Genomic DNA, 25,723 nt, shown 5'->3' on the forward strand with positions numbered 1-25,723 from the left:
GAAACATTTTTATTTCCAAAGTTGATTATTCACTTTGAGAAGTTGATTTATCTGAAGGTATTCTTTAAACTTCTGTCATAATTAGCGTATATTCTATTTTCGTTAATTTAACGAATCGGATCAGATTTCAGTTTCTTCTTGTAAACCCATATACTTACTATAAAATAAATAAGTACTTGTATCCAAAGGGTTATATATTCCGGTCTGATATCCGCCATACTGGCTCCCATAGAATTCAATTTCACAAAAGCAAGTGTGCCTGGTGCAGCGGGAAGAATGTAATGTGCAGCTTTCCAATACCAGGGCATTAGTTCCATCGGATAGGAAACCCCGGAAAGAAAGATTAATCCTACAGAGAAGAAGGCGATCATGAGTAGGGGAGCTTCTGAATCCGTAAAATATCTGGAAGCTGCCAACCCCAGAAAAGAGGTCGCCATCAGGTATGGAATCAATAATAATACAATGTATAGTCCGTTTCCAATATTAGGGATACTGAAAAAGTGGGGGAGCAAGCCTAATAGAAAGAAAGCAAAGATAGCATAAAGAGCACAGTATACGGATGTTTTTCCCGCCACTATACGAATGGCAACTCCCCAGCCATATCCAAAAGGAGTGTAAGCGCGGATTCCTCTGTTGCTGTGCTCTTCTCCGGTCACCATACCAATAACCATCAATAAAGTCTGGAAGATTATAATCATCATAACTGCGGGAATAAGATAAGAGCCATAGCCTTCTGTATAATTATAAAGTGCAGTTCCTATTACATTGATCGGTTTTGCCATAGTTACGGCAAGCAATCCTTGAGGCGGAAGAAATACAGCTACATCAGGCCTGTATTTATCATTAATAGCCAGCATGACACGCGATGAAGCCCCCTGCAAAGCCTCGAAATACAGGAAAGCATCCGTAGTTGCATAAAGAGAAAATACGGCTTCATCTCCCCGGAACACTCGCTTCTCAAAATCATGAGGCAGATAGAGTATTCCCTGTACTTTGCCTTCTTTCATCCATTCTTTTGCTTCGTGATAGTCCATCGCCTGGCTATAAATCTCTGCTTGGGGAGTAGCATCCAGCCAACGGATAAAGTCACGACTTAATTCACTATGCGAATTATCGACTACGGCAACAGGAACATCGGTTACAATATTCGGTGCATACATATAATTGTAGAGTAATCCGTAGACAAAGATTCCTCCCATCAACACAAGCAGAACTGCATAACTGGTACTGATAGCTAGAAATTCACGACGAATGATGAATGATAACTGTTGTAACTTACTTAATTTTTTCATACTTATGACTTTCTATAGCTCGTTTTAAATGGGGAAGCAACAATAGGGCCAACAACGGAAAGATACAGAGTATCACAGCCGACGGCCAAAGATGGATAAAACCACCGCCTCCATAAAGCATGGTTTGCATCATCTCCGTAAAATGGCGGACAGGAAACAAATAGGAAGCATCCCTCACCAACGGATACATATTGGGAACCGGAAAGGTCACCCCGGACAAGGTAGCCCCCAGAGAACCTACCATAGAGACTACGCTTATCACCAACGAAATTGCCGGAAACAGCGAGAATAAAAACAGCCCTAAAGCCTGCGTCGCAATGATGAAAAGCACGGTCATGATATTCATTAACCACCAACTCCCTTGAAAAGGGATATGCAGGATACCGAACATGACATAATTAGCTAACCACCCTATCAATATATATATAATGGTATAAGGCAATAACTTACCCAAAACAGCAGTTACTATATTGCCTTTAGCAGTCGTCAACCAATCATTTGCTGTACGGAACTTAATTTCAATACCGACCGTATAGACAGTAATCAACAAGATCAAGACCTGAAACAAAACAAAGAAAAAGGGCTGACTCAAATATACCGAATAATCCAAACTTGGATTATATATCGGATGGTTATTAGCCTGCACTGGTAATAAAAAGGTGGTAATCTGATTTTGTTCTACTCCGAGAGCCACGGCTTGCATCACCACAGGGGAAAGAGCCACCGGAGCTAATGATGTTTCGAATGCCGCCATCAGCTCACCGCCTACCGACAATAATGCATAGTGATAATAGTAGGAGAGTGTTGCATTCTTTCCGGTGATAGCATCTTGCTCAAATTGGGGAGGTATGGAAAGATAACCATAAATCTCTTTCTTTTGTACAGATTCACGGGCAGCCGCTTCATCTGCAAAATGCTTTGTCACTTTAAAAGTCGGTACGGCAGAGATATTCCTGGCAATAGTCCGGGAAGTAGCAGTGTTATCCTGATCGACAATACCGATAGGAATATTTTCCATCTGTCCGTTGCCAAAAATCGTAGCCATAAAGAAAAGGGTGAACAACGGCAAAACAATGCAGACGCCAAAATAAAGGCGCCGCGAAGTCATTCGCTGCCATTCTCTTAACAATACGGAACGAAAAGGGGAGTATGTTTGTGATTCATCCATTCGCTGGTTTATTTGATGTCAATTAGTCTAAAGTCAATAACACGGACATACCGGGACGCAAATCATCCACTTTTTGAGTAGGACGCGCATGAATCTCAAATGTACGTAAGTCATAACTTCCGGTCTGCTTGGTTGATTTCCAGGTCGCAAAACTGCCTAACGGACTTATATAATAGATTTTGAACTCTATATTTTCTTTACCGATGGCGGGTACATCTGCAACGAATGTTCCGTCCATTTTAAACTGTGGCATCAGATCTTCCCGTACGTTAAGAACGACATGTATATCATCCATAACCACCAAGTTCATAATGGGAGTTCCCGGTGCAACCAATTCTCCACGTTTAGGAAAGATCGTTGCTATCTGTCCGTTTTCCGGAGCTGTCAACCGGGAGTCGACCAATAAAGCCGAAACTTCATCCACCGTGCTTCGTGCAGCATCCACCATACTGGCAGCTGATGCTTTATCTTCTTTCTGTGCACCGTCTACAGCCATCTGATACTGCTCGTATGCAGCGCGTTCGGCTGCTACAGCCGCTTTATACATCGCTTCTACTTCATCCTTCCTTTGAGAAGTGACAACACTGTCTTTATATAAAGTGAGAATACGGTTGTAGGTTGTTTGAGCGAGAGTTAGGTCACTCTTCGTTTTATTCCACAACTGCAATGCAGTAGCCACAATCTGACGACGGGTTCCGGCATCTATTTTCTTGTTTTGCTGTACCGCTACTTGTTCCAATGCATTCACTTGTTGATACTTGGCATATATTTCAGGGCTATTAATAACGACAAGAGTATCTCCTTGGTGTACCCAATCGCCTTCCTGAACGAAGAAAGTATCGATACGACCGGGAAGTTTTCCACTGATACGGATTTCTGTTGCTTCAGCCTGTCCTTGCAGAACTAGCTGTTGTTTATGCATTAGTATAACTCCCAAGCCGGTAAAAATACCGACCGCCAAAAGGATGATAACAAAAGCCCATGATAGGGTTTTACTAGTTGGTTTCATTATTTGTTACGGTTTAGGTTGATAGTTTGCAAATTGTTCCGGTGTGCCACAAAGCGAGAGTAGATTTATAAGTGCCACATCATATTCATAATACGCTGCCAAACGAGCTACTCTTACACTGGCAAGCATGGTTTCAGCATCAATAACCTCGGTAGAGGTTGCCATCCCTTCTGTGAAAGATTTCTTTCGGATACGAACCAGTTCTTCGCTTAAAGCAATTGTTGCATTTAGAGCTTTTACATTATCCTGTGCCTTTTCCAACTGCGTATAAAGTTTATCTACACCAACAGCCAAATCGTCGCGAGCCTTCATCTGTCCCAAAGCCAGTGTTTGTTCCGTCAATTTCGATTGCCGTACTTTCTTCTCCCGATCCAGTCCGTCAAAGAGATTCCATGTAAAACCAATACCTATCATGGTACGTGGCAACAAATTACTCTGAATACCATGCGAATACAAGGTCTGTTTTCCGAAAAGGGCTATATTCGGCAGATACCCGCTTTGAGCAATCCGTACTTCTTGTTTGGCAATATGTTGCTGTAACTGTAATTGATTGAGCGTATAGTTTCCGCTGTTTACAGAAAGATCAAAAAGCATTTTAGGTGGTAGTGAATCATTCATAAAAAGGGGAGAGGTAGGAATGATATTAGCATCTGTATCCTTTTTATTTAGCAAGACTTTTAAAGCACTTTGCACTACTGTTTCTTCTTTCCGCGCAGCTTCCAATGCACGTTTGGCTTCGTCCATATTTACTTGGGCAAAAAGTCTGCCTGCTTTGTCAATCATTCCTGCTGCCTCTAATTTCAAGGCATTTTCATAATGTTTCTTCAATCCGTTATAAGTTTCTTCACGAACAGTTACTATTTGTTGTGCCAGCCGAAGCCCATAATAACTTTCAACCAACAGGTTTTGCTGGTTAGCCGATACCTGTGCCCGACTTTCTCGTGCCAAGTCGACCATCGTTCTTCCGATATTGGTGGCACGAAAACGTTTACCACCGGAAAAGAGCACCCACTCGGCTGATAAATCAACAGTAGTCAGGTTTCTGGGAGTCAGGGGAAACACCAGTGTGTTGGCTCCAATTTGATCTAGTATGGATGAAATGACCTGATCATCCGGAATAATGGAATGTACAAAGTCTTTAGCCGGATCAGTAAACTGCGATAGGGGCTGTTTTACTTCAATCTTCTCCGACATGTGCACAAACGCACCCGTAGACTGAAGACTGGGATACCAGAAAGCATTCAGTTTATCACGTTCAGCCTTCGCAATCTCAATACTCTTATCTGCAATTTTCAAACTCTGATTTCCCTGATTCAGCAGATGCAGTGATTCTTCAAAACTTAATGGTGTCTGTGCATCTATCTGACTGATGGAGAAATACAAAGTCAATAGTATAAAAAGTCGCTTATTTTTTTTCATACTGGTTAGGTTATATCTGATTTCGAGATATTCTAACAGATGAAAAGAGAGGTTTGTTCACGCTCTTTCAGTTCCAGTCCTTTTTTCATCAAAACAAAAGAGTAAAAGCAACTTTGACATTACTTTTTTCTTTCATTAAAATTTCTGTGATTTTATTTGAGATATAAAAATTATGTTTACCTTTGCATCACCGTTTCATAAGGCTTTTAAGTCGGGAAACACAGTAAATATGCGGTAATAGCTCAGTTGGTAGAGCACTAGCTTCCCAAGCTGGGGGTCGCGAGTTCGAGCCTCGTTTACCGCTCTTTTGAAAATCAGACAGTTAACTTAAATACACTGCCTGATTTTTTTATTTCCAAGCCCCTTTTCTATTGAAATACATATTATAGAGGAAAAGAAACAAAACATGACTTTAGAAAATTAATGCATGAAGAATAGGGCAATTCATGCATTTTTCGTATTTTTGCACCCTGTTTTAACACTCAAGAAAACTTTAAATAGAAAAATATAATGGCAAAAGAACTGAAAGACCTTACCAAACGTAGTGAAAACTACTCACAGTGGTACAACGATTTGGTGGTAAAAGCTGACTTGGCAGAACAGTCTGCTGTGCGCGGATGTATGGTGATTAAGCCTTACGGATACGCCATCTGGGAAAAAATGCAACGTCAATTGGATGATATGTTCAAAGAAACAGGACATGTAAACGCATACTTCCCGTTATTAATCCCGAAATCATTCTTAAGCCGCGAAGCTGAACACGTAGAAGGTTTTGCTAAAGAGTGTGCCGTTGTAACGCATTATCGCTTGAAGAATGCAGAAGACGGTTCAGGAGTTGTAGTAGATCCTGCAGCTAAATTGGAAGAGGAATTAATTATCCGTCCGACATCAGAAACAATCATCTGGAATACTTATAAGAACTGGATTCAATCTTACCGTGACCTGCCTATTCTTTGCAATCAGTGGGCTAACGTTTTCCGTTGGGAAATGCGTACACGCCTTTTCCTGCGTACTGCTGAATTTCTGTGGCAAGAAGGCCATACTGCTCATGCTACTCGTGAGGAAGCGGAGGAAGAAGCAATCAGAATGCTGAATGTATATGGTGAATTTGCAGAAAAATATATGGCCGTTCCTGTTGTAAAGGGAGTAAAATCAGCCAACGAACGTTTTGCCGGCGCACTTGATACATATACAATTGAAGCCATGATGCAGGATGGAAAAGCGTTGCAGAGTGGTACCTCCCACTTCCTGGGACAAAACTTTGCAAAAGCATTCGATGTTCAATTTGTTAATAAAGAAAACAAGTTGGAGTATGTTTGGGCTACTTCATGGGGCGTTTCTACCCGTTTGATGGGGGCATTGATTATGACTCACTCGGATGATAACGGATTGGTATTACCTCCGCATTTGGCTCCGATTCAGGTAGTGATCGTTCCTATCTATAAGAATGACGAACAACTGAAACAAATCGATGCTAAAGTAGAAGGCATTGTAGCGAAACTGAAAGCATTAGGTATCTCTGTTAAATATGACAATGCAGATAATAAACGTCCAGGCTTTAAATTCGCCGACTATGAATTGAAAGGTGTACCTGTTCGTTTGGTTATGGGTGGTCGCGACCTTGAAAACAACACCATGGAAGTGATGCGCCGTGATACACTGGAAAAAGAAACAGTTACTTGTGAAGGCATTGAAATGTATGTTCAGAACTTGCTTGAAGAAATGCAGGCTAATATCTACAAGAAAGCATTGGACTACCGTAACTCCAAGATTACAACAGTAGATACCTACGACGAATTTAAAGAAAAAATCGAAGAAGGTGGATTTATTCTGGCTCATTGGGACGGAACTACTGAAACAGAAGAAAAGATTAAGGAAGAAACCAAAGCAACCATTCGTTGTATTCCGTTCGATTCATTTGTTCCGGGAGACAAGGAACCGGGTAAATGTATGGTAACAGGCAAACCATCTGCTTGCCGCGTGATATTTGCACGTTCTTATTAAATAGAAATCACACATAATTATAAAAAGGATGGAAACGATTCAATCGCTTTCATCCTTTTCTTTTTCCATCCATATTATATTATTTGTGACCTGTCCTAATAGTTCATAGGACATTCAATAGTTATTTCAAACTCTTTTTTCAATCCATTTCAGTTTTATTTCAGAAATATCCCTTTTCTTTGTAGCTGTAAAAAAGAAAGGAGACAAAGTTATGAAGATATTGATTGTAGAAGACGAACCCTCTTTAAGAGAACTGATTCAATGTTCACTTGAAAAAGAACGTTACGTTGTGGAAACAGCCAGTGACTTTAATTCTGCTCTACGCAAAGTTGAAGACTACGACTATGATTGTATCTTATTGGACATCATGCTACCGGACGGAAGCGGACTTGATCTTCTTGAACGACTGAAAGCTCTCCATAAACGGGAGAACGTAATTATTATTTCCGCAAAGGACTCCTTGGAAGACAAAGTTTTGGGACTAGAACTGGGAGCAGACGATTATTTGCCAAAACCATTTCATTTGGTTGAACTAAATGCACGAATTAAAAGCGTGATTCGCCGTCATCAGCATGACGGAGAAATTGATATCCGCCAAGGTAATGTACGAATAGAACCGGATAAATATCGTGTATTTGTCAACGATCAGGAAGTGGAGCTAAATAGAAAAGAGTATGACATCCTGTTATATTTTATCAATCGTCCCGGAAGATTAATCAATAAAAACACTTTGGCCGAATCAGTATGGGGAGATCATATTGACCAGGTTGACAATTTTGACTTCATATATGCACAGATTAAGAATCTTCGCAAAAAGCTCAAAGATTCGGGTGCAAATATTGAAATCAAAGCGGTCTATGGGTTTGGGTATAAAATGGTAGTAGAATAAAAAAAAAGAGAATATTGTCCATGAAATTAGTATATTACATCATTCTTCGTATTACGCTTGCTTTGACCTTCATACTGACGGTCTGGGCTATCTTTTTTTATGTTACGATGATTGATGAAGTCAACGATGAAGTGGATGACGCTCTGGAAGATTATTCGGAAACCATCATTATCCGGGCATTGGCAGGAGAGGAGCTACCTTCTAAAACCAACGGCTCCAACAATCAATATTATATGATGGAAGTAAGCAAAGAATATGCAGAAAGCCGGGAGGATATTCAATATAAAGACTCTATGGTATATATTGAAGAAAAAGAGGAAACCGAACCGGCACGTATTCTTACTACTATCTTTAAAGACGATGAAGGACGATACCACGAACTGACAGTATCAACTCCCAGCATTGAAAAAGATGATTTGAGAGATGCCATCCAAGTATGGATTATATTTTTGTATGTAGCTCTGTTATTCTGCATTATTATCATTTCCGTATGGGTGTTCTATCGGAATATGCGACCGCTCTATGTGCTTCTTCATTGGCTGGACGGTTATCAAACAGGAAAAAAGAATAAGCCGTTGAGTAACGAAACCCAAATCACGGAATTCCGAAAATTAAATGAGGCTGCTATTCGTTATGTAGAACGTACGGAGCAGATGTTCGAACAACAAAAACAATTTATCGGAAATGCTTCACATGAGATACAAACTCCACTTGCTATCTGCCGTAACCGATTGGAAATGTTGATGGAAGATGATTCGTTATCAGAAAAACAACTGGAAGAACTGATGAAAACTCACCAGACTTTAGAATACATCACTAAATTAAACAAATCTCTACTATTGCTTACCAAAATTGACAATGGCCAGTTTACAGATACCAAGCAATTGGAACTAAATGGACTTCTCAAACAATATCTGCAAGATTACGAAGAAGTTTACGACTATCGTAACATAGAAGTAACTATCGATGAACAGGACATTTTCAATGTGACAATGAATGAATCTCTGGCTGTTGCTTTACTCACGAATCTCCTAAAAAATGCATTTGTACATAACATTGACGGGGGACATATCCGGATCACTGTTACCAAAAACAGTATTACTTTCCGAAATTCAGGAGTAGAAAATCCGTTGGATAAGGAACATATCTTCGAACGTTTCTATCAAGGAACTAAAAAGGAAGGATCTACAGGTCTGGGACTAGCAATAGCCGATTCTATCTGTCGTTTGCAACACTTGAGTATAAGATATTACTTCGAACAGAAAGAGCACTGCTTCGAGATTTCCAGACAATAATTTTTTATTCAGAAAACACAAAGGACACGGAGTAAAAAGTGAATAACTTGTCGGTAATCATCATCCGATCTATCAGCTGTATTCATTTAACTTATTTCTCTGTGTCCTTTGCGTCTTTTATGGTGAGTCAGTTATCGGGATCGTATTTCTCTCCTCATAAACATGATATAAGAGATAGCGAAACAGATAACTGTTGCTGCAATCAGTCCCGTCAGTTGCGGCCATACGACTAAAAGACTTTGTCCCAACGGGAGCGGACTGGGAATAGCTCCCTGCACCTGTTCCATAGTCAATGGTCCCAAACTTCTAACAGAAGGCATCAATAATGTAGTGGTAGCTTCATTAAACAATTCACTCGGTGCCAAACGCATCAATCCCAAAATAAACTTTTGATAACTGATAATCTGATAAGGCGACGCCATCTGTGACGGGCTTAAACCTTTTGCCACCAAATTAACAATCATGGTATAGAATACGCTAAAGAATAACCAAACAGCCACCGATGCCAATGCAGAAGTCGCTGCCTGACGAAAACGAAGTGAAAACAAAATAGCTAAATTCAGCCAAAATGCTACATAAAAGATACTGGTAATGATGAAGAAAACAATTCGCCAAAACTCTTCTGCTGTAGGAGGAATGCCAATGGCAATCAATCCACAGCCCATTACCAAAAAGCCCAATACAAACAGCATGATACCTATTACAATTAGAGCAGCCACAAACTTCGCGTTAATAATGCAATCACGATGAATAGGCTGGGACAGCATACGGCTCAACGTTCCTTTATTTTGTTCGGAATTGACTGCGTCAAATCCTAAGGCGATTCCCAATAAAGGTCCTAAGAAGTTAATAAACAGTACAAAAGAGGGGAGAGTCCCATCTGAAACCGTAAACAACTTCAAAAATAAAAACGAGCCGTCCGGATCATTAGGCTTGATAGCTTCACCAATATTTGTGAGTGCTGTATATAGCGATCCCATGCAGGTAAGCGCTATAATACCTATTAATATAATGAACCGCCAACTTTTGACATGGTCGGAAATTTCCTTGTTGACGATCACCCAAAAAGGATGATTGACTTTATTCATGTCTTTCTCCTCCTTCCTCAAAATAATGGTTATAAATATCAGACAATTCCTGTTTCTTGTCTTTCAGTTCTGCCATATCGATCAACGCAAGTAATTGGCCATTACTAAACAAACCAACACGGTCGCACACTTTCTGTACCTGATCCAAGTGATGGGAAGAGAAAAGTACAGTCAACCCCTCTTCCTTACTCAACCAGCGAATCAGTTCGATAAACTCCTGAACACCGGCCGGGTCAATTCCTGAAGTCGGTTCATCGAGGATAATAATCTCCGGATTTTTAATAAGCACATCAGCCAATCCCAACCGCTGTCTCATACCACGAGAATATTTCCCGGTCTTTTTGGTTAACTGTTCTTCAAGGCCTACCCGCTTCATCAGTTCCATAGCTTTGGTTTTCGCCTCCTTATCAGGAATACCATTTAATCGCGCTGTATAGATCAAGTTCTCCGGTCCTGTCATATCATCATAAAATCCTACATCTTCAGGCAAATAACCTATCCTCCTTTTTACTTCAATAGGATGAGTGGTAGAATTTATTCCACAGATTTCAACTGTTCCCGAAGTAGGCTCCGTCAACCCTAGCATCATTAAGATAGTAGTTGATTTTCCGGCACCATTCGGTCCCAGCAATCCGAAGATTTCCCCTTTCCGGATATTCAGGCGAATATGATCTACAGCAGTGAAATTACCATATTGTTTGGTCAAATCGGTAAGTACGATCACTTGTTCGCCCATCATTTACCTCCTTCCATATTTACGGAACAGATAGTAAACCACACCGATAGTAGCAATGATGATAAGCACACCTACCCATCCCCATATCATCGGAGTTTTTACCGCAATTCTGAACTGCGCGTCGGCATTTACTTCAGGAGTTTTGGCCATGATAGTAGTCACATAGTCCCCGGGCAGCGCTTTTTTAGAAGCTTTCAAAGTAGCCATTACCGTTGATGTCTCTCCAGCTTTTAATGCGTCAACCTTTGAAGGTTCAAAAGTAACTTCCCAGTCTGCAGGTTTATTGGCAGACAACTGAATGTCTTTCAGTAATGAAGAACCAGTGTTTCTTACTTCCAGCTCTAATTTCTTCACATCACCAGCTGTGACATCTGTGCTTAATAACCCGCGAGGAGTAGTCAGTTCCATTTGATAAGAACCGGTGACAACTACTTCCAGTTCCAATTCGGCAGAAGTTGTACCTGTAGCAGCACGTACCGGAATTTTATAGCTACCGGCTTCTACATTGGCAGGAGGGGTAATATCTATACTTACATTTTGTGTACTGTTTGCCTCTACTTGTGCAGAAGTGGCTTGTTTGTAGTTCGGTTTAAAAACGACATTCCACCCTCTGGGGGCATTAGCCATCAAAGCATATAGTTGCTGATCGGCGGTCTGATTCTTTAAAGTAGCACTGAAAGTGAAGGTTGATTTCGAATTTCCCTGCATATTGGGCTGGTCAGTAGTAAATTCGGTTTGGTACGTTCCTTTTTGAGCAACCACCACATCCAAGGGAAGTTTAGCGTTTCCGGCATATACCACAAAATGATAATTGCCTTTATTCACTTTTAATGGAACTTCGACTTTTAAATTAAAAGTCTTTTTCTCTTTGGGAAGTACCGACAACTGGCTAAGACTCCAGCCACCGGATTTCATTTCGTGTTTCCAACTGGAGGACAATCCACTAACAGAAAGATTCGCATTCGTCAATTGGTCCGTGTTGTTGATAAGATCAATACTGTAATCAATTGACGCTCCGGGCGATACGGAGATTTTTGTGTAAGGTGTGTACAGAATCACGCTTTTCGGTATTGAATCATTGGCGTGTGTGTAACTCATGGGAATAACCCCCAATAGAATAGCTAATAATAAAAAATAATTTGTTCTCATAGTCATAAAAAAGTTCTTATGGTTATTTAATATGAATATTGTCAAATTCGTGTGTGCAAAAATAAACGATGTGTATATTAGTAGTTTTAAAAGAATCCTAAAGAATCTAATTTCAGGAAGAAATTATAGTGACGCTATCCTTATGGGATGGTGACGGTATCCTTTATAGATAGTGACGCTATGTTAACAGGATAGCGTCACTATATTTTTATGAGATTTTTTTTCGATAATTTTCAAAATTCCCAAATCTTTTCAGATTCTCCTTTCATCTTTGCAATGTGAAATTAATAATAGTAGTAAAAACCAATATTTAAAAAACAACGATTATGAAAAAGTTAGTATTCTTATTAGTATGTCTTTTTACTTTGCAAACAGTAGCTCGTGCAGATGACGACAAACCTATTCAGGTAACTCAAATGCCACAACAGGCACAGCAGTTTATCAAACAGCATTTTGCCGACAGCAAAGTAGCATTAGCCAAAATGGAAAGTGATTTCTTCTATAAAAGTTATGAAGTGATTTTCACTAATGGCGATAAAGTAGAATTTGATAACAAAGGAAACTGGGAAGAAGTGAATTGCAAATATAGCGCGGTACCTACAGCTATTATCCCTGCAACAATTCAAAAATATGTAACGACCAATTATCCCGATGCTAAAATCCTGAAAATAGAGAGGGATAAAAAAGATTATGAAGTAAAACTGTCCAACCGTACGGAATTGAAATTCGACTTGAAATTTAATTTGATTGATATTGACTTCTAAACCTTTTAAAATAGAACAAAGATGAAACTAAAGATTTATACACTCTTACTGGCACTTTGCGTTACATGGAGCCTACAAAGTTGTGATAACGACGACGATAATTCAATTGCTGTTCCTACCGAACTTCAAAACGCATTTTCATCTAAATACCCTAATGCTGCAAATGTGAAATGGGAAACTAAGTCCGGATATTATGTAGCAGATTTCTATGATGGATATGAAGCATCTGCATGGTTTACCCAAGATGGAAAATGGCAAATGACAGAAACGGACATTCCTTACAGTGCATTACCGCAAGCTGTGAAAACTTCTTTTGAAAAGAGTGAATATGCTTCGTGGAAACAAGATGATGTAGACAAATTGGAGCGAACAGGCGTTGAGACTATTTTCGTAATTGAAGTCGAAAATCAGAACCAGGAGATAGACTTATATTATTCTGCGGACGGAACTCTGATTAAAAGTATCGTAGACACTGATGATGATAACACCGGTCATCTTCCCGTTCAATTGACTGAAGCAATGAGAAACTTCATTAATGAAAAATATCCGAATGCCAAAATCATGGAAATAGATGTAGAAGATGATAGAAATGACTGGGATTTCGGATATACGGAAGTGGATATCATTCATAACGGAATATCAAAAGATGTTTTGTTCGATCAGACCGGAGATTGGCATTCTACTTCATGGGAAGTACGTCAAAATGAACTGCCCGAAGCTGTCAAAAATACGATTAATAATCAATATGGAGAATATCGTTTTGACGAAGCGAAACGTATTGAAAAAGCAGATGGCACCATCTATTATCGGATCGAACTGGAAAAAATGAATGTAGATCTTGAAGTAAATATCAATGAAGACGGCATTGTCATCCCATAAAAAAGGATGCACATGCTCCTGATTACATAATTCTCACATATAATGAACGTTGACATATCCGCCTGGAATCATGTCATCGTTTATTATATGTTTATTGTTGTTGCGAATGATTTCTCTTTACTGCCGATTTGGCTGTTTTATCAGTGATACTGTCCGTCTGTTGCGGTTTCACCTTTTCCGCTTCTTCCCGTTTGCGCTTATTACGCAACCGCCATTTATTCCAAAAATAGAGATCACTCCATTTATTGAAGTCCTTCTTATACATGATACCTACTCCCTGTGTAGTCAAATTCGTTTTTGTATAATAGCGGTCATTCGTCTCATTATAAGCCTTCAAACGGATATCTCCCGAACGGGTAATCAACCATTCTGCTTCAAAGTCTCCTACAAAGTTAGTATTAGCCATCGGATTATCCCGATAACCGAAGTTTCCGTTTATCAATAAACGATTATTCAATAATTGTCCCGATAGAATACCTTCTACTTCCATATCCGTCCAACCTTTATCACCCGTACTCAAATTCGTACCTATATTCCAGTTATTTGTTTCAAAGACTTGTGAAAGTGCATTGTTCAACTGGCCGGAGAGGGTAGATGAGAGCACCGAAGACATCACATTCGAATTTTGATTATTATTCCGTGCATCTTCCGTATAAAACTTACCAATACCCAGCAGGTAAAGGATCTGCATATTCATCTGCTCTTCCGTACTGATATAGTTACGTACCAATGTTTGTATTTCATCCCTTTCATTTGGAAGCTCTATGCCCAGCTTGATAGTCGGACGTACCAGCATACCACTTAAATTCATGATACAATTTACACGTACATTGGGTTGTTGGATAATAGCCGAAGCATCCGGTATCAAGTCATTCAAGGAAGCAGAATTCACTGTATATGAAGCTTGTATATCCATGTTAGCATCCAGAGGTGCTCCATTGAACGTTATTGTGCTTCCATCCTTAATTATAAAGTCCTTACGGATTACTTCCTGCAAGCTGAATTTATATACTCCCTGATTAATCCGATAATTACCAAACATCTTCACATCACCCTTATTATAAAATTCCGTTCGAATATTTCCCGTACCTTTTCCGCTAATATAATCTCCGGCAATAGGGTCCATGATAATTCGCATGGTGGCATCGGGAGTTGCATCCACCAGAATATTCAAACGGATATCCGTTTTCTGCTCTTCTTCTGCCTGACGTTTTTGCTGTATTTGTTCATAATATGAGATTACCTGAATAGAATCCTGAATAGTACGACGGGGTGTTTTATCTACAAACTTAATAAACTGATTACTGGTAGCCGATGCTACACTGCCATTAATATAAGTAAAGGTAGTATTTCGGTTAGTTGTCATAGCCACGTTTACGTCCAACCCTTGTGTGGCATTTCCGGCAAGTAATACATTTCCGGTACCGTATACCGTACCATAGAAAGGCATATCTGCCGATTCCTTCGTATTCATCACAAGCATATTATTTGCCTGTATCTCAAAACGATAGTTTAAGTTCTTAAAATGCTGGAAATGCAAATATCCGTCCATTCTTCCCGAATGTCCTTCCATGTCGGATATATGTATATTATTAAATGTCAATCCGGTAGGAGCCAGATGAATCGTGTCTTTTACAGCAAAATGTGTGTTCAGAATATCAAACTTCATGGAAGCGTCTGTCATAACCGCACCATCCAAATTCAATCCTTTGAATTTTCCATAGAAATGTACTTTTCCCGTCCCACGTCCTTTAATATCATTGGCAATAGACTTCATATAATGTTCGAGGAATTTTAAGTTCAATTCATTTGCTTCAATATTTAAATCAAGTCCGCTCTCGGGTTTCAATGGATAAATAATACCTGTGACACGTGACGGAGAAGGGGATATGTCCTGAATGGATGCATCCAACCGGATACCTCTATTTTCGTTATCCCACTCACCATAAATATCCAAATCACCCAAGCGACCCTGATTAAGTGAAAAGTTCTTTATATATAAACGGGTATTCATAATAGGTTTCTTTAGCACTCCGCTTGCATAAGCTGTTCCCGTTGCATCACCTTCAAAATTCACATCGTCGGATATGCTTGCAATATCAAATACATATCCCATATTTATATCTTTTAAATCAACCTTTACAGTATCTTTAGGATTCTCGGAGAGCCGGCCGTTAATACGTACATATCTATCCTGATGGCTAAAGTAGAAGTTATTCACATCCACCCTGCCTGAATCGACCACCACTTGTGAAGCATGTATCTTCCAAAGAGTATCGTTTAAAATAACATCAGTAGGTTTTACATCTACCATCGCTTTCAACAATGGTTTTTCTCCGCTTGTACGTAGAAATTTGGCAATGGCAGCCAATTGCCCGCTATATGTCACTGCAGCATTATTCCCCCAATTCAATGTCGTACTGACATTATCATCTTTAGCTTGTGCATCCAAGGATAGATTGACTGCCCCTTTCTTTTTCAAAGAAGTCAAACGAACCTGTGCACGAATATGATCTGCAGGATTCTCGCACAGAATCATGCCCGACTCAATAAAGTTATTTTTATATTGCAGACGGGGAAAATATCCTTCTACACGCAAGCGTTGTAAGGCATCATTGAAATATCCCTTCAATGTGGAATGAGTGTACACTGTCAACGGTATATCAAAGATTGTAGATAAAATGTCCGTATTATATATATGTACGTCAAACAGAAAATTGTTATGTGTTTCAATCGGCTTCTTGGGAGGTAATATCAAAGACGGCACATACTTCCGCATAATATTCAGAATACTGGCAGGTAATGTGTGGTACTGGAATTTACCTTCTATACTTGCTTTCAGGAATTCTGAAGTCAATCTTAGTTGGTTCTCGCCGTTCTGTTTGGTAGCCCGGATATTCATATTCTGCATAAAATATGCTTTATCCGGAGCTGTAAATTCCAAACTATCCACATTGATTTCTCCAATCATCTCATCCACTGATCCACCTGTGAAATTAGCTTTCAGTTTTAAAGAGAACTCCGCATCTGGGTATTTAGTCGTAAGATTCAAATCATGTGGACGTACTTTGTTGACTACTGCAAGAAAATTAAAAGTAGGCACTTTAGACGTAACATTTACATCTCCATTCAGATAAATCGATCCATTAGGGTCATCCAACGCCACTTTACCATTAAATCCACCTTGTTTGTATTCTCCATCCAATGTGATATTTTCATATCTATATCTGCTATAATCTACCGAAGCGATCAATCCTTTCAATTCCACAGCTGGCAATTGCCCGGTAATGTGCCGCCCATGTACATCCAGATTGAAAGTGATTTCTTCCAACTTCTCATTATCCAATAATTTACCTAGCTGGAAATCTTCAGTTTTGACAGCACCGGAATATGCAAACAGTCCTTTAGCCTTGTCAGAACTCAATTTTAAGTCGGTTTTTACATTTCCAAGACTCGTTTGTAATTGCCCGTAAGTAACTAGGTCCGTAAAGTATCCTGAAATCTCTCCCTGAAAACTTACATTTCCCAAACGTTCGAGAAGCGGAGGAACTCCATTATAATTGTGACTCAAATTACGCACTAAGAAGCCGACTCCACGAGTATTGGCCGAAAGCTCGGAAAGTGTTCCATATACATACGCATCTTGTGGACGCGACAAGTCCTGAAGCGACACATCCCCTCGCAAACGAAACTGGCGGTCGTCGGCCGTAATTTCCAAATGCGAACAAGTCAACTGGTCCACAGTTCCCTTCACCTCCATATCCAATGTCACCGGTTCCTTGAAATGCGATAGGATAGGAACAAAAGGAGAAATATCTTTTAGAGTAACTTGCGACGGCAAAGTACGGAAAGAGAAATGCACTTGTTCTGTAAAACGGTCAAAAGCTTTCAAACTATCATACTCTAAATGAATGGTATCCAGCTTGAGAGATGTTTCGGGCAACTCTATAGTAAAATTATCAATGTTTGTCTGCTTGTTATTGGCAACCAGTTTCAAACTCATTTTTTTCAAAGAAAAGCCGGATGCCTTTTCATCAAGGCTCAATCGCTTGATTCCTAAATTCAAAGAGTCCTTACTTAAGGCTTTCAGCGATATATTGGCTATGATATTTTGAAGCTGAATATGCTTGGCGTTAAATTTTCCCGGTGTTTCCTGTTCCGATAACACATGATAGGACATCCTTCCACGACGAATCAGGATGGAGTTAATTCGTAAATCAAGTGAACTTTCTTTCTTTACTGTATCTTTGGAAGCAAAAGCATCCAAAACAAATTTAAAATTAGGAGGAGACTCCGGAGTCTCTTTCCGGAGATCGATATTAAATCCGAAGAGCTGAACACTGCTAATGGATATCTTTCCTTTAAAGAAAGGCATAATATCAAACTTGGCGGATAAACGAGTGACTTTAAGCATTTCCTGACCACTTTGATCGTCAAGCAATACATCATCAATAATAATACGGTTCAATAGACCGATATTAATTCTACCAATCACTACCTTTGTGTTTAAAACTTCGGAAAGTTCTTTAGCCACAAATACACTCATTGTTTGCTGAATGCTTGGTATATTCAGCAAAACAATAGTCCCGATATATACTCCCAGTACAATACCAACTACCCAGCGTACAGTCTTTTTCAGCGTTCTGATATGCGATAACTTTTATTTTGCGAACAAAAATATAAAATAGTTCGTTACGAATCGTAGTTTTATGATTACTTTTGCACCGTTTAATAGTTTAAATACTTATGAGTGCAATAATTTTAGGAATTGAATCCTCCTGTGACGATACGTCGGCAGCCGTAATCAAGGATGGTTATTTGCTGTCAAATGTGGTATCAAGTCAAGCCGTACATGAAGCATACGGTGGAGTAGTACCCGAGTTGGCTTCACGGGCACACCAACAAAACATCGTACCGGTAGTACATGAAGCATTAAAACGTGCCGGTGTCACCAAAGAAGAGTTGAGCGCAGTAGCTTTCACTCGTGGTCCAGGATTGATGGGGTCTTTGCTTGTCGGAGTCTCCTTTGCAAAAGGATTTGCTCGTTCCTTAAACATTCCAATGATTGACGTTAATCACTTGACCGGACATGTTTTAGCACATTTTATTAAAGCAGAAGGAGAGGAAGAAAGGCAGCCCGCTTTCCCATTTCTTTGCTTGCTGGTATCCGGAGGAAATTCACAAATCATACTGGTAAAAGCCTATAATGATATGGAGATCCTCGGACAGACTATTGACGATGCGGCAGGTGAAGCAATTGATAAATGTTCTAAAGTGATGGGACTTGGCTATCCGGGTGGACCAATCATTGACAAATTAGCACGCCAGGGAAATCCGAAAGCTTTTACATTTAGCAAACCGCATATTCCCGGTTTAGATTACAGTTTCAGCGGATTGAAAACTTCCTTTTTATATTCATTACGCGACTGGCTAAAAGATGATCCAGATTTTATAGAGCATCATAAAGTGGACCTTGCAGCATCATTGGAAGCTACTGTAGTGGACATTCTGATGGATAAATTACGGAAAGCTGCCAAAGAATATAAAATTAATGAAATAGCAGTAGCTGGAGGAGTTTCCGCAAATAACGGATTACGCAATGCTTTTCGAGAACACGCCGAGAAATATGGTTGGAATATTTTCATCCCTAAATTCAGTTATACTACCGATAATGCAGCCATGATTGCCATTACCGGATATTTCAAATATCTGGATAAGGATTTTTGTTCTATTGATCTTCCGGCTTATTCCCGTGTGACATTATAATAAGTATACCTTATATATAATAGGATAAAACTAAGAAGTATGTTTGCCGAAATAATAACCATTGGCGATGAACTGCTGATAGGACAGGTTGTCGATACTAATTCTGCCTGGATGGGGCAGGAATTAAATAAAATAGGTATTGAGGTTCTTCGTATTGTTTCAATCCGTGACCGGGAAGAAGAAATCATGGAAGCGATTGATAATGCGATGGAAAGGGTGAATATTGTTTTAGTAACCGGAGGCCTCGGACCTACCAAAGACGATATTACCAAACAGACTTTATGTAAATACTTCCATACGGAACTGGTTTTCAACGAAGAAGTATTCGAAAACGTAAAGCGGGTACTGGCAGGAAAAATACCAATGAATGCACTCAATAAAAGCCAGGCAATGGTCCCGAAAGATTGTATGGTAATAAATAACCCTGTGGGAAGTGCTTCTGTCAGTTGGTTCGAGAGGGATGGCAAGGTACTTGTTTCCATGCCGGGCGTTCCACAAGAGATGATTGCTGTGATGACAGAAAGCGTGTTACCTAAGCTGCACGATAGGTTTCAAACGGATGTTATTATGCATCAAACATTTCTCGTACAGCACTATCCGGAATCTGTATTAGCCGAAAAGTTAGAATCGTGGGAGAACGCTTTACCGGAATGCATTAAATTGGCATATCTACCCAAACTTGGCATTATTCGTCTTAGACTGACAGGACGAGGACAAAACAGAGAAGAAGTAAAAGTTCTTCTTGAACGTGAAAAGTTAAAATTAGAGGAAATACTTGGTGAAGATATTTTCAGTGAAGAAGATACACCATTGGAGGTTATAGTCGGTGAGCTTTTAAAAAAGAAGAAATTGACCGTTTCCACCGCAGAAAGTTGTACCGGGGGCAGTATTGCCGCACGGTTGACTTCCATCGCCGGCAGTTCTGAATATTTTAATGGAAGTGTAGTGGCCTACTCTAATGAAGTGAAAATGGGGCTTTTGCACGTTTCCTCCGAAACTTTGGAACGATATGGAGCTGTCAGTGAGGAAACTGTGATTGAAATGGTAAAAGGTGCGATGAAAACATTAAAAACAGATTGCGCTGTTGCTACTTCAGGGATAGCAGGCCCTGGAGGTGGTACTCCGGAAAAGCCGGTGGGAACTGTATGGATAGCTGCTGGTTATAAAAACGAAATTCATACTTACAAGCAGGAAACAAACCGCGGAAGAGGCATGAACATTGAAAGAGCTGGCAATAATGCCCTATTAATGCTCCGTGATTTACTCAAATAAAGAAAAATAGGTGCCTGAAAGTGAATTATTTTAAGAAATTCTTGTTTTATACGGATAAAAGTGCTTACTTTGCGTCCTGTTTGAAATAAGTATAGATATAAAACTATAAAAATAAGATAGAAATGTCGAAGATTTGTCAAATTACCGGAAAGAAAGCCATGATTGGCAACAATGTTTCACACTCAAAGAGAAGAACTAAAAGAACCTTTGATTTGAACTTGTTTAACAAAAAGTTCTATTATGTAGAACAGGATTGTTGGATCAGCCTTAGCCTTTGCGCTAACGGGTTGCGTATTATCAACAAAAAAGGACTGGATGCTGCGCTGACTGAAGCAGTGGCTAAAGGTTATTGTGATTGGAAAAGCATTAAAGTAATCGGCTAAACGTAGAGGAGAAAACTTACAATGGCAAAGAAAGCAAAAGGTAACAGAGTACAAGTGATTCTGGAATGTACAGAACACAAAGACAGTGGAATGCCGGGAACATCTCGTTATATCACAACTAAGAACAGAAAGAATACTACAGAAAGACTTGAGTTGAAAAAATACAACCCAATTCTGAAGAGAGTAACAGTACACAAGGAAATTAAATAATAAAAGTAGTATAACCCATGGCAAAGAAAACAGTAGCAAGTTTGCACGAAGGTTCAAAAGAAGGTCGTGCTTATACCAAGGTTATCAAAATGGTAAAATCTCCGAAAACTGGAGCATACGTTTTTGATGAACAAATGGTTCCGAACGAAAAAGTACAAGACTTTTTCAAAAAATAATCGAAATAGCATATACGCTATAACTGCAAAATCCTCTCATTGGTGAACAATGAGGGGATTTTTTATTGCTTCTTTTTTTACTTTTCCAATCCTTTGTTATATCTTTGTAGCAAATGTATTATACAAACAAGTGTCAATATGGGATTTTTTAGTTTTTTTTCAAAGGAGAAGAAGGAAACTTTAGATAAAGGATTATCTAAAACCAAAGAGAGCGTATTCAGTAAGATTGCTCGTGCTGTGGCTGGTAAGTCAAAAGTAGACGATGAAGTATTAGATAATCTGGAAGAAGTACTGATCACATCTGACGTAGGTGTAGAAACAACTTTAAATATTATCAAACGCATCGAGAAACGCGCTGCGGCTGATAAGTATGTGAATACTCAAGAACTGAATCTTATATTACGTGACGAAATAGCAGCTTTGCTTACCGAAAACAACTCGGATGATGTAGCTGATTTTGACGTACCCATCACAAGGAAACCTTATGTAATTATGGTTGTGGGAGTGAATGGAGTAGGGAAGACTACAACTATCGGCAAGCTGGCTTATCAATTCAAAAAAGCAGGCAAATCGGTTTATTTGGGAGCAGCCGATACTTTCCGCGCTGCAGCCGTAGAACAGTTAATGATTTGGGGAGAACGGGTAGGGGTTCCTGTTGTCAAACAGAAAATGGGAGCGGATCCTGCATCTGTGGCTTATGACACTCTTAGTTCTGCCGTTGCCAATAATGCAGATGTGGTTATTATCGATACAGCCGGTCGTCTGCATAATAAAGTGGGCTTGATGAACGAGCTGACCAAAATCAAGAATGTGATGAAGAAGGTTGTACCCGCTGCACCGGATGAAGTTTTATTGGTATTGGACGGTTCCACCGGACAAAATGCATTCGAACAAGCCAAACAATTCACTCTGGCAACCGAAGTAACTGCTATGGCTATCACTAAACTTGACGGAACCGCTAAAGGCGGTGTTGTGATTGGTATTTCCGATCAATTCAAGATTCCTGTTAAATATATCGGGTTAGGTGAAGGTATGGAAGACCTGCAAGTATTCCGTAAAAATGAATTCGTTGATTCCTTGTTTGGAGAGAATGCATGAAAAGAAAGAGAATAGATATTATCACTTTAGGATGCTCTAAAAATTTGGTTGACTCCGAACAGTTAATGCGTCAACTGGAAGAAGTCGGATATAGCGTAACCCATGATACTGAAAATCCACAAGGAGAAATTGCAGTAATCAATACGTGCGGCTTTATTGGTGATGCCAAAGAGGAGTCTATAAATATGATTCTGGAGTTTGCTGAAAGAAAGGAAGAAGGGGATTTAAAGAAACTTTTCGTGATGGGTTGTCTTTCCGAACGTTATCTGAAGGAATTGGCTGTTGAGATACCGCAAGTAGATAAATTTTATGGCAAATTCAATTGGAAGGAGCTTTTACAAGATTTAGGAAAGGTCTATCATGATGAGTTATATATCGAACGGACATTGACAACTCCCCAGCACTATGCTTACCTGAAAATTTCAGAAGGGTGTGACCGCAAATGTTCTTATTGTGCCATTCCCATTATTACAGGACGCCATATCTCCAAACCGATGGAGGAAATTTTGGACGAAGTACGATACCTGGTATCGCAAGGCGTGAAAGAATTTCAGGTGATCGCACAGGAATTGACTTATTATGGAATCGATCGGTATAAGAAGCAAATGCTTCCGGAACTGATTGAACGTATTTCCGATATCCCTGGCGTGGAATGGATTCGGTTGCATTATGCCTATCCGGCACATTTCCCAACGGATTTATTCCGGGTTATGCGTGAACGCGATAATGTATGTAAATATATGGATATTGCTCTTCAGCATATCAGCGACAATATGTTGCAATTAATGCGTCGGCAAGTGAGCAAAGAGGATACTTACCGACTGATTGAACAATTTCGTAAAGAAGTGCCAGGCATTCACCTGCGAACAACTTTAATGGTAGGGCATCCCGGAGAAACCGAGGAAGACTTCGAAGAGCTTAAAGAGTTTGTGCGCAAAGTACGTTTCGATCGGATGGGAGCTTTCGCATATTCCGAAGAAGAGGGAACTTATGCTGCAAAAGCATACGAAGATTCTATTCCACAAGAGGTTAAACAAGCCAGACTTGATGAATTGATGGACATCCAGCAAGGTATCTCGGCAGAATTAAGTGCGGAAAAAATCGGTAAACAGATGAAAATTATCATCGACCGTTTGGAAGGAGATTATTATATTGGACGAACAGAATTTGATTCACCGGAAGTAGATCCGGAAGTGCTGGTTAAGCGTTCAGAGAGAGAACTTAAGATCGGACAGTTTTATCAGGTGGAAGTGACGAATGCAGACGATTTTGATTTATATGCAAAGATTATAAATGACTATGAATAATAAGGAATTTACATCCGAACTAGCGGAAAGATTGGGATACACAATCAAGGATACTTCCGAATTGATAGGTTCTTTGTTGTCCAGCATGACACAAGAATTGGAAGAAGGTAATGTGATTGCAGTTCAAGGATTCGGCTCTTTTGAAGTTAAAAAGAAAGCGGAACGAATTTCAATCAACCCGGCAAGTAAACAACGCATGTTGGTTCCACCCAAATTAGTACTATCTTATAGACCTAGCAATACATTGAAAGATAAGTTTAAATAAATAATTTCCCGTTATGAATGAAAGACTAACAATTCAAGACCTTACTGACTTATTGGCAGCCAAACATAGCATGACCAAGAAAGACGCCGAAGCGTTTGTTAAAGAGTTTTTTCTCTTGATAGAACAAGCTTTGGAGAACGAAAAGACTGTAAAAATCAAAGGATTGGGAACTTTCAAACTTATTGATGTAGATAGCCGGGAAAGTGTCAATGTCAACACAGGAGAACGTTTCCAGATAAAGGGACATACAAAAGTCTCATTTTCTCCGGATGCCAATCTAAGAGATACAATAAATAAGCCTTTCGCACACTTTGAGACTGTTGTATTGAATGAAAATACAATTTTGGAAGATACTCCGATAGAAGATGCAGAGGAAGAAGAAGCAGGTGAGGAAGCATCAGCACAAACTGTATTGAATGAGATTGGTGAGAATACGCCCCCCCTTGTAACGGAGGAATATGAAAGCACTGATGATGAACTTTCAGAAAAAGAGTTGATTCAGGAAGAGCAAATAACTGCTCAACCATCTGTGGAAGACTCCATTGAAGAACCTGTTATCGTTGAAAATGTATCTACAGTAGAAGAATCTATTGAGCCATCCTCTCATGTAGAACCTAAAAGGACCAGCACAGAAACTAATATTGAAGAGAAAGTCGAACAGCTGGAAGATGAAGAAGTCCCGGAAGAGGAAGTCGCAATGGTAGAACAACAACCAGCAGCACCTATAATAGAAGAAAAAGAGGAGATCACTGCCGAGAAAATTATAGAACAAGAGCTTATGAAAGCAAACCTGCAACCTGTGGCTCCTATAATACCTCCTGCTAAAAAAGAAACGATAAAACCGGTCAAATCAGAACATGTATCCCAACCGGCTTCTAAAAAAACAGCTCCAGTGAAGGAAAAATCTCCTGTACCTTATTTAATAGCTGTTATTGTAATCGTTTTGTTATTATGTGGAGGGGTTATCCTGTTTATTTATTACCCGGATTTATTTTCTTCTTCATCTGACAAGAATGCGCTGGATATGCCACCTGTGACAACTCAACCCGTTCAACCGGAAACACAACTTTCCGATACAATTGAACAGAAGGATACCATAAAGGAAATAACTCCTGATGTACCTAAAGTTGTTACGCCCACACCACCTGTTGCCCAAAAAGAAGAAACTGCTCCTGCCAAAGCAGAACCCCAGACAGCTCCACAGCAACCCGCTACATCTGCTTATTTGGATTCAGCATCTTATAAAATTACAGGAACCAAAACAAAATATACAATCAAAGAAGGAGAAACTTTAACTAGGGTTTCCTTGCGTTTTTATGGTACAAAAGCAATGTGGCCATACATTGTGAAGCACAATCCGAAGGTTATTAAGAACCCCAATAACGTACCATATGGCACAACAATTGAAATACCGGAACTTACAAAAGAATAAATAGCAATAATCCATTCACCCGATCATACAAATCCTGTATTGATCGGGTGAAATGTTATGGATGTACAAAAGCGTATGAAAGTACCTTAATCTAAAGATTTCGCATTGTTTTTTAATAAAAA

The 25,723-nt window shown here is 39.6% G+C and carries 22 protein-coding genes and 1 tRNA gene; 15 read left to right on the plus strand and 8 right to left on the minus strand.

Going from position 1 to position 25,723, the window contains the following annotated elements; translation table 11 throughout:
• Positions 1-107: 107 nt before the first annotated feature.
• The 4 genes from KTR06_RS16300 to KTR06_RS16315 are packed head-to-tail and all read right to left on the minus strand — an operon-like array spanning position 108 to position 4,888.
• Positions 108-1,292: an ABC transporter permease gene (locus KTR06_RS16300; protein ID WP_151923134.1), complete on the minus strand. Its 1,185-nt coding sequence runs from the start codon at positions 1,290-1,292 to the stop codon at positions 108-110.
• The gene (locus KTR06_RS16305) at positions 1,276-2,460 is read right to left on the minus strand and encodes an ABC transporter permease (protein WP_120068445.1); all 1,185 of its coding nucleotides are present in this window, start codon (positions 2,458-2,460) and stop codon (positions 1,276-1,278) included. Before KTR06_RS16305 ends, KTR06_RS16300 begins: the two co-directional genes overlap by 17 nt.
• 22 nt (positions 2,461-2,482) lie before the next feature.
• A complete protein-coding gene (locus KTR06_RS16310; protein WP_120068441.1) occupies positions 2,483-3,469 on the minus strand; it encodes an HlyD family secretion protein in 987 nt (328 codons plus the stop codon).
• Positions 3,470-3,475: 6 nt separating this feature from the next.
• Positions 3,476-4,888 carry a TolC family protein gene (locus tag KTR06_RS16315; RefSeq protein WP_117808861.1) on the minus strand — a complete coding sequence of 471 codons (1,413 nt, stop codon included), beginning with the start codon at positions 4,886-4,888 and terminating at the stop codon, positions 3,476-3,478.
• A 231-nt stretch (positions 4,889-5,119) separates the two neighbouring features.
• On the opposite strand from KTR06_RS16315, the gene KTR06_RS16320 reads away from it, so the two are divergent.
• The 4 genes from KTR06_RS16320 (at position 5,120) to KTR06_RS16335 (ending at position 9,076) form a co-directional block, all read left to right on the plus strand.
• Positions 5,120-5,192: transfer RNA gene (locus tag KTR06_RS16320), tRNA-Gly, on the plus strand.
• A gap of 206 nt (positions 5,193-5,398) precedes the next feature.
• On the plus strand, positions 5,399-6,892 hold the full coding sequence (gene proS / locus KTR06_RS16325) for a proline--tRNA ligase (RefSeq protein WP_120068437.1): 1,494 nt from the start codon (positions 5,399-5,401) through the stop codon (positions 6,890-6,892).
• Between the two features lie 211 nt (positions 6,893-7,103).
• Positions 7,104-7,781 (plus strand): response regulator transcription factor, encoded by a 678-nt coding sequence (locus tag KTR06_RS16330; protein WP_007752797.1) that lies wholly within the window; start codon positions 7,104-7,106, stop codon positions 7,779-7,781.
• A gap of 20 nt (positions 7,782-7,801) precedes the next feature.
• On the plus strand, positions 7,802-9,076 hold the full coding sequence (locus tag KTR06_RS16335; protein ID WP_217290579.1) for a HAMP domain-containing sensor histidine kinase: 1,275 nt from the start codon (positions 7,802-7,804) through the stop codon (positions 9,074-9,076).
• A 131-nt stretch (positions 9,077-9,207) separates the two neighbouring features.
• On the opposite strand, the gene KTR06_RS16340 is transcribed toward KTR06_RS16335, so the two are convergent.
• From KTR06_RS16340 to KTR06_RS16350, 3 genes are read right to left on the minus strand one after another with little or no spacing between them, the layout of a single operon-like run.
• Positions 9,208-10,164: an ABC transporter permease gene (locus tag KTR06_RS16340; protein WP_007752792.1), complete on the minus strand. Its 957-nt coding sequence runs from the start codon at positions 10,162-10,164 to the stop codon at positions 9,208-9,210.
• Complete coding sequence (locus KTR06_RS16345) at positions 10,157-10,900, minus strand: ABC transporter ATP-binding protein (RefSeq protein WP_004314352.1); 744 nt, start codon at positions 10,898-10,900, stop codon at positions 10,157-10,159. Before KTR06_RS16345 ends, KTR06_RS16340 begins: the two co-directional genes overlap by 8 nt.
• Positions 10,901-10,903: 3 nt before the next feature.
• Complete coding sequence (locus KTR06_RS16350; RefSeq protein ID WP_120068434.1) at positions 10,904-12,055, minus strand: NEW3 domain-containing protein; 1,152 nt, start codon at positions 12,053-12,055, stop codon at positions 10,904-10,906.
• A gap of 320 nt (positions 12,056-12,375) precedes the next feature.
• Here KTR06_RS16350 and KTR06_RS16355 point away from each other — a divergent pair, with 320 nt between their 5' ends.
• Together KTR06_RS16355 and KTR06_RS16360 are read left to right on the plus strand one after the other, a co-directional pair.
• Positions 12,376-12,813, plus strand: coding sequence for a PepSY-like domain-containing protein (locus tag KTR06_RS16355; RefSeq protein WP_015531103.1), 438 nt, complete (start codon positions 12,376-12,378; stop codon positions 12,811-12,813).
• Between the two features lie 21 nt (positions 12,814-12,834).
• Entirely contained in the window at positions 12,835-13,692 is an 858-nt protein-coding gene (locus KTR06_RS16360; RefSeq protein WP_120068430.1) for a PepSY-like domain-containing protein, read from the plus strand.
• A 91-nt stretch (positions 13,693-13,783) separates the two neighbouring features.
• Here the strand turns inward: KTR06_RS16360 and KTR06_RS16365 are convergent, their stop codons facing one another.
• Entirely contained in the window at positions 13,784-18,238 is a 4,455-nt protein-coding gene (locus KTR06_RS16365; RefSeq protein WP_120068427.1) for a translocation/assembly module TamB, read from the minus strand.
• Positions 18,239-18,438: 200 nt separating this feature from the next.
• Here KTR06_RS16365 and tsaD point away from each other — a divergent pair, with 200 nt between their 5' ends.
• The 9 genes from tsaD to KTR06_RS16410 all read left to right on the plus strand — a co-directional run bounded on the left by tsaD (position 18,439) and on the right by KTR06_RS16410 (position 25,601).
• Complete coding sequence (tsaD, locus tag KTR06_RS16370; RefSeq protein WP_120068423.1) at positions 18,439-19,458, plus strand: tRNA (adenosine(37)-N6)-threonylcarbamoyltransferase complex transferase subunit TsaD; 1,020 nt, start codon at positions 18,439-18,441, stop codon at positions 19,456-19,458.
• Between the two features lie 39 nt (positions 19,459-19,497).
• Positions 19,498-20,730 carry a competence/damage-inducible protein A gene (locus tag KTR06_RS16375; protein WP_120068419.1) on the plus strand — a complete coding sequence of 411 codons (1,233 nt, stop codon included), beginning with the start codon at positions 19,498-19,500 and terminating at the stop codon, positions 20,728-20,730.
• Between the two features lie 122 nt (positions 20,731-20,852).
• Entirely contained in the window at positions 20,853-21,113 is a 261-nt protein-coding gene (gene rpmB, locus KTR06_RS16380; RefSeq protein WP_004314359.1) for a 50S ribosomal protein L28, read from the plus strand.
• Between the two features lie 21 nt (positions 21,114-21,134).
• A complete protein-coding gene (rpmG, locus tag KTR06_RS16385) occupies positions 21,135-21,323 on the plus strand; it encodes a 50S ribosomal protein L33 (protein ID WP_002560155.1) in 189 nt (62 codons plus the stop codon).
• Positions 21,324-21,340: 17 nt separating this feature from the next.
• A complete protein-coding gene (locus KTR06_RS16390; RefSeq protein WP_004295982.1) occupies positions 21,341-21,499 on the plus strand; it encodes a DUF4295 domain-containing protein in 159 nt (52 codons plus the stop codon).
• Between the two features lie 138 nt (positions 21,500-21,637).
• On the plus strand, positions 21,638-22,597 hold the full coding sequence (gene ftsY, locus KTR06_RS16395; protein WP_120068416.1) for a signal recognition particle-docking protein FtsY: 960 nt from the start codon (positions 21,638-21,640) through the stop codon (positions 22,595-22,597).
• Complete coding sequence (rimO, locus tag KTR06_RS16400) at positions 22,594-23,904, plus strand: 30S ribosomal protein S12 methylthiotransferase RimO (RefSeq protein WP_120068411.1); 1,311 nt, start codon at positions 22,594-22,596, stop codon at positions 23,902-23,904. Before ftsY ends, rimO begins: the two co-directional genes overlap by 4 nt.
• Positions 23,897-24,169, plus strand: coding sequence for an HU family DNA-binding protein (locus tag KTR06_RS16405; RefSeq protein ID WP_004314362.1), 273 nt, complete (start codon positions 23,897-23,899; stop codon positions 24,167-24,169). Before rimO ends, KTR06_RS16405 begins: the two co-directional genes overlap by 8 nt.
• A 13-nt stretch (positions 24,170-24,182) precedes the next feature.
• On the plus strand, positions 24,183-25,601 hold the full coding sequence (locus KTR06_RS16410; protein WP_120068407.1) for an HU family DNA-binding protein: 1,419 nt from the start codon (positions 24,183-24,185) through the stop codon (positions 25,599-25,601).
• Positions 25,602-25,723: the final 122 nt, after the last annotated feature.

The organism is Bacteroides sp. MSK.20.12, from assembly GCF_019052435.1.
GTDB classification, from domain to species: Bacteria; Bacteroidota; Bacteroidia; order Bacteroidales; family Bacteroidaceae; genus Bacteroides; species Bacteroides xylanisolvens.

Bases quoted from the DNA above. Each gene is read 5' to 3' on its own strand.
- KTR06_RS16300 (WP_151923134.1), bottom strand. From the start codon at position 1,292: ATGAAAAAATTAAGTAAGTTACAACAGTTATCATTCATCATTCGTCGT.
- KTR06_RS16305 (WP_120068445.1), bottom strand. From the start codon at position 2,460: ATGGATGAATCACAAACATACTCCCCTTTTCGTTCCGTATTGTTAAGA.
- KTR06_RS16310 (WP_120068441.1), bottom strand. From the start codon at position 3,469: ATGAAACCAACTAGTAAAACCCTATCATGGGCTTTTGTTATCATCCTT.
- KTR06_RS16315 (WP_117808861.1), bottom strand. From the start codon at position 4,888: ATGAAAAAAAATAAGCGACTTTTTATACTATTGACTTTGTATTTCTCC.
- proS (WP_120068437.1), top strand. From the start codon at position 5,399: ATGGCAAAAGAACTGAAAGACCTTACCAAACGTAGTGAAAACTACTCA.
- KTR06_RS16330 (WP_007752797.1), top strand. From the start codon at position 7,104: ATGAAGATATTGATTGTAGAAGACGAACCCTCTTTAAGAGAACTGATT.
- KTR06_RS16335 (WP_217290579.1), top strand. From the start codon at position 7,802: ATGAAATTAGTATATTACATCATTCTTCGTATTACGCTTGCTTTGACC.
- KTR06_RS16340 (WP_007752792.1), bottom strand. From the start codon at position 10,164: ATGAATAAAGTCAATCATCCTTTTTGGGTGATCGTCAACAAGGAAATT.
- KTR06_RS16345 (WP_004314352.1), bottom strand. From the start codon at position 10,900: ATGGGCGAACAAGTGATCGTACTTACCGATTTGACCAAACAATATGGT.
- KTR06_RS16350 (WP_120068434.1), bottom strand. From the start codon at position 12,055: ATGACTATGAGAACAAATTATTTTTTATTATTAGCTATTCTATTGGGG.
- KTR06_RS16355 (WP_015531103.1), top strand. From the start codon at position 12,376: ATGAAAAAGTTAGTATTCTTATTAGTATGTCTTTTTACTTTGCAAACA.
- KTR06_RS16360 (WP_120068430.1), top strand. From the start codon at position 12,835: ATGAAACTAAAGATTTATACACTCTTACTGGCACTTTGCGTTACATGG.
- KTR06_RS16365 (WP_120068427.1), bottom strand. From the start codon at position 18,238: ATGAGTGTATTTGTGGCTAAAGAACTTTCCGAAGTTTTAAACACAAAG.
- tsaD (WP_120068423.1), top strand. From the start codon at position 18,439: ATGAGTGCAATAATTTTAGGAATTGAATCCTCCTGTGACGATACGTCG.
- KTR06_RS16375 (WP_120068419.1), top strand. From the start codon at position 19,498: ATGTTTGCCGAAATAATAACCATTGGCGATGAACTGCTGATAGGACAG.
- rpmB (WP_004314359.1), top strand. From the start codon at position 20,853: ATGTCGAAGATTTGTCAAATTACCGGAAAGAAAGCCATGATTGGCAAC.
- rpmG (WP_002560155.1), top strand. From the start codon at position 21,135: ATGGCAAAGAAAGCAAAAGGTAACAGAGTACAAGTGATTCTGGAATGT.
- KTR06_RS16390 (WP_004295982.1), top strand. From the start codon at position 21,341: ATGGCAAAGAAAACAGTAGCAAGTTTGCACGAAGGTTCAAAAGAAGGT.
- ftsY (WP_120068416.1), top strand. From the start codon at position 21,638: ATGGGATTTTTTAGTTTTTTTTCAAAGGAGAAGAAGGAAACTTTAGAT.
- rimO (WP_120068411.1), top strand. From the start codon at position 22,594: ATGAAAAGAAAGAGAATAGATATTATCACTTTAGGATGCTCTAAAAAT.
- KTR06_RS16405 (WP_004314362.1), top strand. From the start codon at position 23,897: ATGAATAATAAGGAATTTACATCCGAACTAGCGGAAAGATTGGGATAC.
- KTR06_RS16410 (WP_120068407.1), top strand. From the start codon at position 24,183: ATGAATGAAAGACTAACAATTCAAGACCTTACTGACTTATTGGCAGCC.